Source organism: Deinococcus detaillensis (genome assembly GCF_007280555.1).
Classification (GTDB): Bacteria; Deinococcota; Deinococci; order Deinococcales; family Deinococcaceae; genus Deinococcus; species Deinococcus detaillensis.
Map to the genome: position 1 here is coordinate 130,720 of NZ_VKDB01000002.1, position 14,684 is coordinate 145,403.

Consider the following 14,684-nt stretch of genomic DNA (forward strand, 5'->3'; position numbering starts at 1 on the left):
AAGTTGTTTTTAGGAGGTGGGCTGTGCAACGTTTACCGTTTCAACTCTCGCGTTGGCTCACCATGTTGCTCACGGTGCTGGGGATGTTTGCAGCTCTGCTGAATACAGCCTCGGCTCAGACCTACGCTGCACTGGATATCACGCCTTCACGGGCCGAAGTCGGACAACTCGTCACGGCCAATTGGACATCCGACACGGCCCCCAATACCATGTCCATTGACTGGGGTGATGGAACCCGTGATCCGCAGCCTGGAACTTCGGGCAAAGCGTCTCACCGGTACACCGCCGCTAAAACGTATACGGTGATTCTCTATATCCGTGACGTCGTAGGCACCCGCCAGCAAGTCACCATCACCGAGGCCACCGCCTGCGAGATCAGCGCCGATCCCAACCCCGCGCAGCCCGGCAAGAACGTGGACATCGTGGTCAAGTTCACTGGCCCGGCGGACAGCAAATACGGCATTGATTTTGGAGACGGCGGCGTCAATAACTTTGGCGCACCGAACAACAAGGTTGCCAGTTTCAAGCACACTTACCAGCAGGCGGGCGCTCAAGTGGTGGTTCTGAGTGACCTCGTTACCCAGCGCCCGCTGTGCCGTTTGGTGGTTAATGTCGCGGCTTCTCAGCCGACGCTGAGCCTTGATCCCAGTCCGGCCAACGTGGGCCAGACGGTCACGGCCACGCTGGGCAATCTGTCTACCTTTTTGTCGAGCGCCAGCCTCGATTGGGGCGACGGCACCGTCGTTCCAGTCAGCAGCAGCACCGTGACGCTCAAGCACGCTTACCAAGCGGCGGGCGCTTACGTGGTCAAGCTGGACGCCGAAAGGCCGAGCGTCATCAAGCAGATCACCATTCTCGACCCCACCGCCTGCGAGATCAGCGCCGACCCTAGCCCCGCACAGATCGGTAAGAACGTGGACATCGTGGTCAAGTTCACCGGCTCTGCTGGCAGCAAATACATTCTTAATTTTGGAGACGGCAGCAATCAGGCTTTTGCGCCCTCCAACAAAGCGGCCAGCTTCAAGCACACTTATCAGCAAGCCGGGCCGCAGGTCTTGGTGGTCAGCGACCTCAATGAGCGCCCGCTGTGCCGTCTGGTACTCAATGTCGCTGCGCCTACACCGACGCTGAGCCTCGATCCGAATCCGGCTCTGGTGGGTCAAACGGTGACGGCCAACCTGGGTAATCTTCCAGCGTTTGCGTCTGGTGGCGCGACCCTAGATTGGGGTGACGGCTCCGTCGTTCCGGTGAGCGGCGTCGGACAGGCCACCCTCAAGCACGCCTATACAGGAGCAGGCGTGTACGTGGTCAAACTGAACACGGGCAATACGCCTGTGGTCGCCAGCATTACCATTCGCGCTCCCACGCCGACCCTCAGCCTTGACCCGAGTCCGGCCAGCATCGGCCAGCAGGTCACTGCCAGCATGGGCAACCTCGTTCCCAGCTTTCCGTATTCGCTCGACTGGGGAGACGGCACCGTCGTTCCTGTAAGCGGCGGTAGCGGCAGCGCCACGGCCAAGCACGCCTACACCCTTCCCGGCGTGTACGTGGTCAAACTCAGTGCCGACGGCGTCGCGCCTGTCACTGTCACGCTGAATGTCACCGCCCCCACCGCGACGCTGAGCCTCGACCCGAACCCAGCTCTGGTGGGCCAAACAGTCACGGCCAGCATCGGCAGCCTCGTTCCCAGCTTGACCTACTCGCTGGACTGGGGAGACGGCAGCGTCGTTCCCGTGAGTGGCGGCAACGGTAGCGCCAGCGCCAAGCACGCTTACCCGGCCCCCGGCACGTACCTCGTCAAACTCGTGCGTGACGGCGCAGCGCCTGTGACGGCCAGCATCAACGTTCGCCCGCCCAATGCTGCCCTGACAGTCGATCCGAATCCGGCGCTCGTCGGGCAAGAAGTCACGGCCTCCATGAGCAGCTTGCTTGTTAGCTATCCTTACACCCTTGATTGGGGAGACGGGACGGCAGTTCCGGTGACTGGCAACGGCAAGGCCACCGCCAAGCATAAATACGCCGCGCCCAGCATCTATGTGGTCAAACTCACGGCAGACGGCGTGGCTCCGGTCATCGTCAATGTCAGCGTGCGCCCGCCTGCACCGACTCTCAGCGCCGATCCCAACCCGGCGGAAGTAGGCCAGAGCGTGACGGCCAGCATGGGTAACCTCGCGGCGGGCCTGAGTTACTCGCTCGACTGGGGAGACGGCGCTTCTGTGCCTGTCAGCGGCGGCAACGGCAGTGCCAGCGCCAAGCACAGCTACGCCGCTCCCGGCGTATATGTGGTCAAACTCAGCACCGAGGGCGCTGCGCCCGCCACGGTCAGCCTGAATGTCAAACTGACGGTTCCCACCCTCAGCCTCGATCCCAACCCCGCCAACGTGCGCGAGGACGTGAGCGCCAGCATCGGCAATCTGGTGCCCAACTTCAGGTACAGCCTCGATTGGGGTGACGGCACCACCGTTCCCATCAGCGGCAACACAAGCGCCAGCGCCAAACACAAGTTCACTGCTCCCGGTGTCTACGTCGTCAAACTGACGCCCGAAGGCGGCGCACCTGTGGTGGTCAGCTTGAATGTCAAAGTTCCGGTGCCGACTTTGGATGCCCAGCCCAACCCGGCCCGCGTCGGTGAGAACGTGACCGCCACCCCCGGCAACCTCATAGCAGGCCTGAGTTACACCCTCGATTGGGGCGACGGCACCACCACGCTGGTGACTGGCCCGCTCAAGCACCAGTACGCGGCTACCGGCCTCTACGTCCTCAAGCTTAGCGTGGACGGCGCAGCGCCTGCCACCGCCACCGTCAAAGTGAACGCCAGCCTGACGGTCGACACCCTGACGCTGCATTTCACCAAGCCCGGAGACAAACCCAACTTAATGGTTCTCCTCGGCAGCAAAGTAGACGCCGCGCTGGAGCTGGACTACAGCGGTCAGGGCCAACTCACTGGCGAGCTGCAACTCGACGGCACCACGCTTTCCAGCGTCAGCATCAGCGCCACCAAGGGCAAAACCCACGTCACCTTCCCCATTCCCAACTTGCCGACGGGTGCCCTCGGCGTGCATACCTTGATTTATGTTCCCGCGCCCGCCGCCGGTGAAGCGCCGGTGCTGTCCACCCCGCCCGCCATCAGCTACACGGTGCGCCCAGCGCCCACCGAGCTTGAAATAGACGGCTTTATCTTCAAGATCACTTCCATCAGCAACCCCGACTTCGCGGCGTTCGCGGGCAAAGCCAGCCACACCTTGGTGGTCGGCGGCGTGGAAGCCTTCAAAGACGTGCAGGTCAGCTTCTCCAAACTGGTGGTCGAAGCCGTCAGTGACGAGCGGGTGCATGTCACGTCCGGCGAGATCAGCATGAACCTCAACACCTTCAAGACTGTGCCACTGCCAGCCGGTCTCGGCGGGTTCCAGGTGCTGCCCAACAATGTGCAGTTCACGCCGATCAGCGCCGATTTCAGCGGCCAGGTTTCGCTGGCGATCACCTGCGAGCCGCCTCCTAGCAATTCCAATCCTTTCAGAGACCGTCACGATTATCTGCCCGCCCACCCCACCATCCTCGACATCGTCTCGCGCACCAACGAAGTGCTGTACGGTGATCCCATCAATATCCTGAACGGCAAGGGGCTGCTGCCGGTGTTTGCCAGTCCCGTTACCGGCCTGCGCGGACAGGGCCAGCAAGTGGTCATCCGGGCCGCCAGCACCCGCACGCCCGTGATGGCACAGGCAGGGGCCGCGTCTCTCAGCGCCTCAAACAGCTTGGGCCACAGCCAGGACTTCCGCTTCAGCACGCTGCAAGGCGGTCTGAAAGTGGCCACGGCGGTGAGCGCTTCCGGCGTCCTGTTGGAGGCCACCAAGTACTGCCGCCCCGATCCCAAGTTCACTTACCCGATTAAGGCGGCCCTCAAGCCCGACTCGGGCGACCTTTACGGCAGTGCCAGCGCCGATGTGAGCGCCCTCAAAGTGCCCACCACCCCGCTGACCTTCAGCGGCAGCACCAGCCTGACGCTCGACCTGAGCGCGTCGCAAACCGCCGACTCGGTGGCCAGCGTGCTGAGCTTGTATGACGCGCAGCCCAGCGTCACCAAACCGCCGGAAGGCGCAGCTTGGATGGGTGTGGTGCTGGACAAAGCCAAAGTCGGCTTCAACGCCGCGCTCACGCCGCCCACCACCGCCACCTTGCGCAGTGGCTACACCTTCAGCGGCGACCTCGGCGCGGGCAATTTCACCGATAGGGGCTGGATCTTTACCCTCAAGCAGCTCAGCCTGGTGGCCGTCGAAAATCACATGAGTGACGCGGCGGGCGCGGCCAGCGCCAAGATTCCCCTGTTCGAGAAGCAGGCTGATGTGGCGATCACGCTGGCAGGAGGCGACTTCCACTACGCCCTAACCGGCGAACTGAGCCGCGACTTCGGCAAGAGTGACCTCTCGGCGGGCGGCGGCGCGTGGGTAGAGCGCGGCCAAACCCTTGATTTGCAAATCACCGCCAACAGCTGGGATCTCAAAGAACTCTCGACCCTCAGAGCTGGAGCGCAGGGCAGCGGCATCGCTTCCGGCACCACCCTGGGACAGTTCACGGGCAGTTACAGCGGCGGCTTTAAGTACGTCGGCAATGTTCCGGCCATTAGTGGCGGGTCTGCGGCTTCCAATGCCATTAGCAGCTCGGTGAGTGCCAACGCACCGATGCTCACGGCGCGGATGCTAGGGATAGCCTTCGTCAGCACGACTGGCGGCACTAAGCCCGCAGCTGGCGGAAGCTCGCTCAACACCGCCCAGCTGGTCAGCCCCACCGGCAGTCTCACTTTCGGCAGCGCGGGCCAGTATCTCAAGTTACCCAGCGCCTCGCTCAGCGGAGGCGTGGCGACCCTCAATACCCTGACCTTTACCGCTGACGGCAGCGTGCGCTTCGGTGAATCAGCCCTCAGCGCCAGCAACCAGAAAAAGAGCGCCGACGGCCTGAGCAAAGTCAACCTGCCGTCCAGCGACTTCAAGTTGTTCGGCCAGACCTTTAACGTCACCGCAGCCGTCATCGGGCGCAGCGGCAACGGCTACGCGCTGGGCCTGGACGGCAAGCAGCAGCTCAGCAGCCTGACCCCCAGCGTACCGGCTCAGATGCGCTACCTCGTCAGCGGCGGCGTCAACCGCAGGCTGGACCTTCACACCGACGCCTTCAGCAAGCAAGTTGACCCCAACGCCACCATGCGGGTGGAGGGCAGCGACGTGTCGGCAGTCTTTACCACCACCGGCATGCTCTCCTCGTCAGACGTGCGGGCCAGCCTCGGCAGCCTCACACAAAGTGGAACGATTGGCCTCAGGCAGGTGACAGGCGGCTATGAGCTGACCATCAAGGGCGGCCTAGACACCGGCCAGGGCGCGTCGGTCATGAAAGTCACGGCTGAAGCGCTGTTCGGCCTCACCAACGACCCTTACTTCTACGTCAAGGCGGCCATAGACAGCCGCACGCCCATCGTCACGGTGCTGGGGGCCTTCAACCTCTACGGCTTTACCGGCGGCATTGCCTACAACATGAAGTGGCCCGACAACGCCAGCATTCCGCAGTACGCCCTTGCCCCCACCAAAACCGGCACCCACGGCGTGCAGATTATCGGCGGCATCACGGCGGCCTTTGAGGAAGGCAGCAGCCTGCACTTCAAGGCCATCTTCAAAATCGACACCCAGCGCGGCTTTGAGCTGACTGCCGACGGCTGGATTCTCACGCCGATGAATCAGGGCGTCTTCGGCGGCAAGGCGGCTCAGGCGCGGATTCTGATATCGGTCACGGGCGACGGCTTCGACATGCTGGGCTGCTTGGGGCCACAGTATCTCAGCGGCCTGAACTGTAACGACCTCAGCAAGTTCACGCTGGCCGGCGTGGTGGACATCACCGCGTGGCTGCATGTGCGGATTGCCGACCAGAAATTTGTCAAAGTCGGCACCTACGGTAATCCCATCTCGGCCAAACTCAATATTCCCTTTCTCGGCGGCGTCGAATCACGCGGCTACCTGATTATCGGGCAGGCCTTCGAGAACGGTGACCGCAAAGACAACAAAAAAGGCACCGGCCTGTTTACCGGCTACGCCTTTGACGCCAAATTCGGCATCGCCGGTTCGCTGGGCCGCATCGGTTGGCCGTTCAAGTGCTACCCCTGGGGACGGGCCTCGCTCGGCTACGGCATGAACATCGACGTGGGCTTTGAACTCGACCCCGTGCGCTTTGACGCCGCCGCAGGCTTCCACGCCGACTTGGATGTGCGGGCGGGTTGCGCCAAGAAGGATGGTGGCTTTGCCAACAAGCAGGAGATCATGAACTGGAACGGCAAGAGCATTGGCATTGGCCTCGGGGCCGACATCAACGGCCACCTCAGCGCCTTCAATCCGATTGCCTTTAACGGCGACGCCACCCTGCACGTCGATCTGCCGATCATCCCGACATTCAATATTCACGCGAGTGTGAGCTTCTAGCAGCGCTTGAGGGGCGGGGTGAGCGTGAAGAATATTTCCCTCGCCCCGTTCAAGGAGAACCTGATGCGAACCCTGTTGACCCTCTCCCTCACGGCCTTGCTAGGCCTCGGTTCGGTGCTGGCCCAACCTGCCAACAAGCTCCTCGTTCTCGGCCTCGGCCAGAAATCAAGCGTGCTGCTGCGGCTGCCGATTTTGCCCGCTGGTCTGCCCGACGCCGGATACGTCGTCAAGCGCTCCGGCGCTGGCGGCACGCAAACCTTCACCGTCAAGCCGCTCAACAAGCTCGAAGCGGTGGGCAAATACAAACTCGACCCTGACGACTACGACCTGACGGTGGGCGCACTGGCCGCACTCAACGACGACAAACTCAGCGCCGACGAACGCGGGTTTTTGCTGCTCAACTTGCTCAGCACCGTGAGCAATCCCAATCTGGCCCGCGCCTTGGGCCTCATTTTTGAAGATTCCAACTTGGCGGCGGGCAGCTACAGCTACAGCGTCACGGCGGGGACTCAGAACCTCGGTACGGTGACAGCTCAGGTGGGCAAAGACGTGCCCTTGTCTGCGCCCAATGCCCTCAAAGTTTCGCCCGCGACCCGCCAAGCCGCCCTGACCTGGCCGCGCGGTGACGACCTAGTGGTGTCTTACCGCGTGCAGCGTGCGCTGGGCAGCGGCGACTTTGCCAACCTGACCGAGAGTCCCCAGCTCAGCAACCGGGGTGAAGCCCCCAAGTTCGGCGACACCAAGCTCGATTCCAAACAAAGCTACCGCTACCGCGTCACCGCCCTAGACGTGTTTGGGCGCGAGAGTGCGCCGAGTAACGTCGTCACGCTGGAAGCCCGCCTCGCCTTTCCGATCTCGGTTCCGCTAATCACCACCGTCAAAAACAACCAAAATCAGGTTGAACTCGGCTGGGACAAGGTGACAGACGCGGGCATCAAAGAAATTACCGTACTGCGCGGCGACCGTCCCGGCAAGCTCGCGCCGCTGACTAAGCTGCCGCCGGGAGCCACCACCTACACCGACAAGAGCGCACCGCCCGCCAGCCCGCGCTACTACGCTCTGCAAGTCAGCGACGGCAGCCGCCAGAGCGACCCCAGTCCCGAGCGGGTGGGCCGCGCCTACAACGAAACGCCGCCCAGCGCTCCTAAAGCGCTGAAAGCCGAGGGCAGCGAAACGGCGATTGCCCTGAGTTGGGCGGCCAACGCCGAGAAAGACATCGACGGCTACAACGTCTACCGCGCCGAGATCGGGGTGAGCGGCAACGCCCCGGTGGTGCTGCTCAACGGCGAACCCATCAAAACCCCAGTGTTCAAAGACGCCATCCCACAGGGTATTGAGAGCCAGTTCAAGTACACCGTCAAGGCCGTCAACACCTCCGGTGTGGAGGGGGAAGCGTCCAGCGCGGTGCTGGCAGAGCTGACCGACAAGACCCCACCCCAAGCGCCGCTGCTGATCCACGCTCAATCGGCGGCGGGCAAGGTGGCGATCATCTTTACGCTCGCGCCCACGCCTGATCTCAAGGAATATGAGATTTACCGCGCCGCCCAGAATGAAACCGAGCCGGTCAAAGTGGCGACCCTGCCGCCTGATAGCCTCGGCTACCTCGACAGCAAAGTGCGCGGCGGCGTGCAGTACAGCTACGCGGTGGTGGCCGTGGATTTGCGCGGCAACCGCTCCAATGCCTCCAATGTGTTGTCTGCTGAGCCGCCCACCCAAAAGCTGAGCGCTCCGGCGGGCCTCAGAGCGGTGCTGGGCAAAGATCAGGTCAGCTTGAGCTGGACGGATTCGCAAGACGCTTTGGCCTACTACGTGTTCCGCTGGGAGGGGCAACGCCGGGTTCAAATTGCTGGGCCGCTCATCAAGCCGCAGTACGCCGAGGCCGCCCGCAAAGGCGCTCGCTACAGCGTGCAGGCCGTAGACGCAGCGGGCACGGCGGGGCCGATGTCGGCGGCGGTGGACGCCAAGTAAAAAACTCGTCTGGTACAGACAACTGCGCCGTTTTTTATCTTCTTGCCGAGGGAAGATTGAAAACGGCGCAGTGTTTTAGCTTTGTATTTTTGGGATATCGAAACATTTGCCGAAGAAGAAGCTCTTTTTAATCAATCAATGAGAGCGTTTAAGAGAATAGTTGGTCGAGTATGATTTCAACCCAGCCGTCTCTTACTACAAATGATCTAAATCACCAAAAACAGACTCATTTACAAGACATATCACTGCCACTTTAGTTAAGCGTCCCAACCCTTACGGCCCGGTTACTTCGCCCACCGGCGTCGTTGCCGTTGGCGTCAGAATCAAGCGCACGCTGCTGGTTTTTTGGCCGCTCGGCCCGGAAGCGGTGAGCACCAGATCATATACACCCGGCGCGGCGTGCTGAGGCACTTTCAGCGTGATCTCGGCGCGGTTGTCAGTTAGGGCGGCGGGATAATCTTGCCCGAAAGCCCGCACGCTCAGCGAATCTGCGCCCTGAAGCTGTACGTCCAGGCGCACCTCGTCGCCCGCTCGAGCGGTTTCGCTGTCCAAGCGGGCAAAAATCGCCGCCGCGCCGTTTTTGTAGGACAGCACCGGTTTGGGGATGAAAGGAACCGCGCCAAGTTGCAGCGCTCCGGCCCCTGCCGCGCCGACTTGCACATCGGCTTGCAGCGGAGCGGCGGCGCTTAGGCCCGCGATGCCGGTCAGATCCAGCGCCGCCGTGTAGCGGCCCAGCGGCAAAGTGGTGCGGGCGTGGCCCCGACTGTCGGCCTGCACGGTGCGCGTCACTGGCCCCACCAGCCGCACTGAGGCGTAAGGCAAACCCGGTTCGTCTGCGTCATACACCCCGTTTTGGTTGAGGTCTTGGTAAGCCAGCACGTCCACGTTGCCGACCGGCGCAAAGCCGATGTCGCGGGTCTCGCGGCTGCCGGCTGTCCCCGTAAGGCGGCGCGAATCGCCAGCCCCAAACGGTTCGAGCGCGGCGCTGAGCCCCGAGGGAAAACTCAGCGTCTGCGGCCCGCTGACCTGAAGTTGGTAGCGGCCCTGCGCGTCGGTGACGCTGGTCTGGTTGCCCGCCTGCACCGTGACGCCCGCCAGCGCCGCTTCGCCGGGGTCGCGTACGCCGTTCAAGTTGTCGTCGCGGTAGAGCGTGCCGCTGACCAAGCTGCCGCTCAGGCCGCCGAAGGCCTGCACCACTGCCGCTGGCGTAGCGACTGCAAAGGCCAAATCGTAGCTGACCCCCACACGTGCCGCTTGGCTCAGCGGCTGCCCGCTGCCGCTCGGCCCCGTTTTGGCGCTGTCGTAGGCAAGGCGGTAACTCGCCCGTAGGCTCAGCCCCGGTGTCAAAACGTTCTGTCCTTCGACGCTCACTCCTGCCGACGAACGGGCGCTGCTGCCCTCTGAGTTGTTTTGCCAACTCTGGCTAAAATCGAGGGCGCTGCTGAGCTGAGCGCTCCACTGACGCTGCCAACTGACTTGCCCGCCGTAAGTGGTGGTGGGCACGCCATCTAAACTGACCCGCGCCGCGCCGACCTGCGCTCCGAACTCGTTTTGGCCGAGGCGGTAGCTGCTGGCCAGTCCCAAGCTAAGCTGATCGCGCTGCTGCTGAGTGTTGGTGTAGTCCTGCTGGGCGCTGGCGCTGGCCCGCAGTTGCAGCGCCGCCGTGCTCAGGCCGACTTCCAGGCCCAAGCTGCGGTCCGTGGCGAGCGGCTTGTTGTCGTCGCTCGACAGCGCCGCCCTCAGGGTCGCGGCCAGGCTCAGCTCGCCAAAGCTGGCCGCTTTGACGCGGTAGGTTGGTGACGAGACCCCCCCGCTGGCTTGCCACTGCGAGGCCCGCGTGAGGTCGCTACTAAACTGGTAATGTCCGCCGATGCTGGCTCCAAAGCTGCGGCTGCCGCCTCCGTCAAAAAAGGCCAAGCCCGACACGCCGTACCAGTTTTCTTTGGGCGTGAGCTGCACAGTGGCCGCTGCCCGTAGGCCCAGCGGAGCGGCGCTGCTCAGTCCGCCCGACACCCCGAAAGTGTGCAGCCCGCCCAGGGAAGCGCTGTACGTCTCGGTGAGATCGACGTTGCCGCTGCGGTAGGTCAGGATTTGAGCGGCCTGCGCCCCGAAGCTGTAACTGCTGCTGGGCGTGCCGGTGGGCGCGGGCTGAGCGGCTGGAACAGGTGAGCTGGCGTCAGCGGGTGGATCAGTCGGCAGGGGAGGAGCAACACGGCGCAGGCTGCTCTGGGTGCCCTGAGCGCTGGCCGACACACTCAAATCCAGCGCGGGGCTGAGCGTCACCGCGTACCGTGCGCCGAAACTGTCTTGCCGCTGGCTCTGCTCGCCGAGTGTCACGGCCTGCGAACTGGCGCTGGCGCTGAACTTGCCGCCCGCAACTGGCCCGCTGACATCCACCCCTGCGCCGTAGCGTTTGGCCGCGCCCAGCGCTTGATACTGCGCTCTGGGCGCAATGATCCAGTCGCCCGCTTGGACGCTGCCGGCCACGCTCACGCCGCTGCTGCTGCCCGTAACCTGGGCGCTCCACGTTTCGCTGCGGAGTTCGAGCTGAGCGGAGAGGGTGCTGGGCAGCGCCGCAGCTTGGTCGCCGCCCACTTCGCTGCTGGCGGCGGCTTCCACCGAATCTGAGAGCTGGCCGCTGCCGCTGGCATGCACGCTGTAGCCCCAGTCCACTTGGTCGCCCTGATCGCTGCGCTGATAAGCCACTTCCGCTTCTGAGCGCACCTTGAACAGCAGGGAAGGGCCGCTGTTGGCCGCGCCGCCGCCAGTTCTATTCGTGCCTGCCCCAAAAATAATTTCGCTGCGGGTGCGGGCCAGCACTGCCGAGTCCAAGCGCGAAGTGGCCAGAACATAGGTGGTGTAGTGATAATCCGGTGAAATCCCCGACAAGATCAGCGAAACCTGCACAGTCGTGCGCTCACCGGCCTTGAGCGTCACGCTGCGGGCGCTGAGCTGCGGTCTGCTGTCTACGTTTTCAAGCGCCAGATCAAAGGTGTCGGTTTGGTTGCCGAGATTGACCACGTCCACCGGAATTTTGAGAAACACGCCCGCCGCGCCCTCGACTTTGGCCGGACTGCTCAGGCCCACCAAGCTTTTGGCCTGCACCGTGACGTTTGACTCGGCGCTCATCACGTCCTGTCCGCCTTGCTGGGCGCGGACGGTAATCGGCACCTGACCCGCCGGAGCCTGCGCCGGAATGCGGAACGTTACGGGAAAGAGGGTCTGCCCGCTGAGGTCGAGCTGGGCACGCGGCGTAATCGGCACCCAGCCCGGCGGCGACTCGACCGAGAGGTCGTAGCGCCCCTGACCCTCCAGCCGGAAAGTCAGCGTGACGAGCTGGCCGGGCACGCCGCTGCGGGGCGTCGGCGAGGTCAGCGAAAAGGGCGTGGGCACCGGCAAAGCGCTTTGAGCCTGCGCCGCACTCAGCGACGCCGCCAGCATCGCCGTCAAAACCGCTGCCCGCCGTGACCTTTTCACTGTTTTCTCTCACCTCCCTGTGTTTTCTATATTGTTTAAAGTCTTTGGTTAGAAGGGGTTAGTGTAAATGGGTTTAAAAGAGTGTTGAGATTGGTACATTCATTTGAAACTTTATAGAAAACAGAGTTAGTACCTGACTTCTATGGCAATACAGTCGCCGTAAAGCGCACGTTGAAGCTCTCCTCGTCCAGTTCGCCGCCTTGCAAATCGAGGACAAATTCCAAGGTGATCGGCTGCCAGCCGAGGGTGGGTGAAGTGCCGCTCAGCACCACTTGGGGAGTGGCGACCACCGGAAGCCATCCGCCACCGTTGATGCGGTAAGACACATTCTTGAGATCGGGAACGCGCCCCCGCGTGTCGGCGTTTGCCACGATCTCCATTTGCACTGTCCACGGCTTGGGGCTGCTGCTCAGCACCGCGAAACTCTTGAGCGGCGCGAGGTAGCGGGCCGGAAAAGTGGCGGGCGGGTAATTTTGCGGGGTGATGGCAAAGTCGATTTGCCCGTCTGCCGGACTCCGCAGCGAAATCACTTCTGGAATCAGGCCGCGAATCACCGTATCGGGCTTGCTGGGCGCGGTTTGGGCCGCAGCCGGCAACCAGAGCGCCGCGCCGAGCAGGATTGACCAGCCCAACAGCAGCCAGCCACCTGGACTGCGCGTCGCCGGCACGCTTTATTTCCCCGCTGCGCCGGGCGCAGGCAGTGGAGCGGGGGCGGTCAGATCAAACGGCAAGCTCAAGACATGCTCGCCGAGCAGCTCCCGGCTGGGGTCGCCGTCATTGAGCACGACGAGGGCGCTGTACTGCCCTTTGGGAACTGGCCCGGTAAGGCTGGCCTGGAGCAGCAAGGTGTGATTCGGTAGCGCCACGTCCAAATTGAGCGGCAGCGTGGCAATCCGTTCGCCGCCCGCGTCACGCAGCTCGACTCGGCCCTGCACTCCGCTCACGGCGTTGCCGGTGTTGCGGTACTGCACGCCGATGGTGTAGGGACGGTCTGCTGTTTGGGGCACCTGATCGAAAATGCCGCTGATCTCGCCGGAGCGCTTGATTGGCTCCACGTTGACGTAAACGGTATGGGCCACCCGCAGCCGGAACGACGCCAGCGTTTTGCCGGGCACTGGCGCGGCGTCTTGGCCCTCCAGCATCAGCATGATCCAGTGGGTGCCGGGCGCGGCGTCTTTGGGCACCTGCACGGTGTAGCGCACGTTCTGGGTTTGCTGCCCGCCCAAATCGAGTGAGGTCGGTGAAAACGTCATCCAGTTTTTGAGGCTTTCCGGCAAGGTTCCGGCGCTGAGGTACTTGGTTTCGCCGGTTTCGCTGATGTCCATATCGGATAAGTAAACCGCCACCCGCAGCGAGGCCGGGTCGGCGTTGGGATTGTAGATATTGAGGTCTTGAGTAACGCTGTCGCCCGGCTTGGCCGTAAACAGCCGCGCCACTGGGTCGACGCCGACCGTGCCCTGAGCGCTGATCGGCGCAGCAAGGAGAAGAGAAGTGAGTAAAGCGAAAAGGCGGCGCATGAACCTCCAATAAAGGGCTTGTCAATGTTTACAGAACAGGAAAGATTCTCAAAAGCCAGAAAGCGCAAAACGAATTGCGGCGCTTTCTGGCTCGGGGGCACTCTTTAGAAAAGCACCGAAAAACTCAGCATGACCTCTAGAGCCCTAGAGCAGTGGAGCTTTAAGGATTGACGACTTTGGAATCGGCCAGCACGAACGGCGCGGCTTTGGATTCGAGTGTGTAGGTCAGCGTGGCGATGTTGTCACCGGCCAGGTCGCCGTCAACCACAACGGCCACCACCACCAGATCGTCGAGCCAGCTGGTGTACTCGCGGCAGAGTTTGGGGGTCGCGGCTGCGCCGGCTGCCGCCCGCTTACCGGTGGTGCCTTTGGTGAGATTGAGCGGAATGAGCTCGCGGGTCGAGCCGGGCAGCAGTTGGTAAAGGCCGGTGGGCTGCCCGAACGAATCACAGGGGTTGTCTTGAATGTACATCAGTTGCTTGCCACGGTCGCCAGTGGGCGTATCGCGGCTGACACTCAGCTTGAAGTTGCCGAGGTTGGAGAACTTTTGCAGCACGAAGGTGCGGTAGCATACGAAGTAGGCTTTGGATTTGTTGTCCACCACGCCGTTGAGCAGCGCGACAGGCGGATACGACTTGACCTGCGGGCCAGCATTAATAGTCACTTTGCCGAACTCCGTGGTGGGCGAGTACGAGGTGCCCAGCGGCAGCACTTCTTTTTGGTTCCAGAAGTTTGCGCCGGGGGTGTCTGTAATGTCGCGAGCCACGCCGTCGCTGCCGGGTTTGCCGTAAGCGCAGTACCACGTGCCGTCTTGCTGGCCGATCTTGGAGATGTCGAATTCGAGGTTGGTGGTGGCGAGGTGCAGCGCCGTCGCTTCGGGCAGCTTGAGGTTGACGGTCTGCTGTACGGTAGCGGTCTTGGTGCCAGTGGCCACCGCTTGATTGGTACCGCCCAACGTGGGCGAAATCGTTTGAGCGCTGGCCAAACAAGCTCCCGCCGCTGCTAAGGTCAACCAAATGTGATTGATGTGCTTCATGAACCCTCCTCAGCCCCCCTGCTGTCAGATTTTCGACAGAGTGCTGTGTGAATAATTCTACTTGTCTGAGTGGAAAATGTGATGAGGACGACACCTCTTGTGAGAGGTGAGAGAAATTCGCACATTTTTTTGAGACGGCAAAGTGAAATTCAACACGTATTGTTGAGTGCTGAGCGTCCTACTATAAAGTTAAAGGATCCATTCCGCTGCTACAGCGAGCTTTTTCTC

The 14,684-nt window shown here is 62.4% G+C and carries 6 protein-coding genes; 2 read left to right on the forward strand and 4 right to left on the reverse strand.

Annotation, left to right across the window (positions count from 1 at the left end; all coding sequences use genetic code 11):
* Positions 1-23 precede the first annotated feature (23 nt).
* Both FNU79_RS03135 and FNU79_RS03140 read left to right on the forward strand, forming a co-directional pair.
* Complete coding sequence (locus FNU79_RS03135; RefSeq protein ID WP_143719450.1) at positions 24-6,458, forward strand: hypothetical protein; 6,435 nt, start codon at positions 24-26, stop codon at positions 6,456-6,458.
* 63 nt (positions 6,459-6,521) lie between these two features.
* Positions 6,522-8,426: a fibronectin type III domain-containing protein gene (locus FNU79_RS03140; RefSeq protein ID WP_143719451.1), complete on the forward strand. Its 1,905-nt coding sequence runs from the start codon at positions 6,522-6,524 to the stop codon at positions 8,424-8,426.
* A gap of 273 nt (positions 8,427-8,699) precedes the next feature.
* Here the strand turns inward: FNU79_RS03140 and FNU79_RS03145 are convergent, their stop codons facing one another.
* The 4 genes from FNU79_RS03145 to FNU79_RS03160 all read right to left on the reverse strand — a co-directional run bounded on the left by FNU79_RS03145 (position 8,700) and on the right by FNU79_RS03160 (position 14,456).
* Positions 8,700-11,903, reverse strand: coding sequence for a hypothetical protein (locus FNU79_RS03145; protein WP_143719452.1), 3,204 nt, complete (start codon positions 11,901-11,903; stop codon positions 8,700-8,702).
* A 140-nt stretch (positions 11,904-12,043) separates the two neighbouring features.
* Positions 12,044-12,571: a hypothetical protein gene (locus FNU79_RS03150; protein ID WP_143719453.1), complete on the reverse strand. Its 528-nt coding sequence runs from the start codon at positions 12,569-12,571 to the stop codon at positions 12,044-12,046.
* A 3-nt stretch (positions 12,572-12,574) separates the two neighbouring features.
* Entirely contained in the window at positions 12,575-13,420 is an 846-nt protein-coding gene (locus tag FNU79_RS03155) for a COG1361 family protein (protein WP_143719454.1), read from the reverse strand.
* A gap of 160 nt (positions 13,421-13,580) precedes the next feature.
* Positions 13,581-14,456: a hypothetical protein gene (locus FNU79_RS03160; protein ID WP_124874126.1), complete on the reverse strand. Its 876-nt coding sequence runs from the start codon at positions 14,454-14,456 to the stop codon at positions 13,581-13,583.
* Positions 14,457-14,684 lie beyond the last annotated feature (228 nt).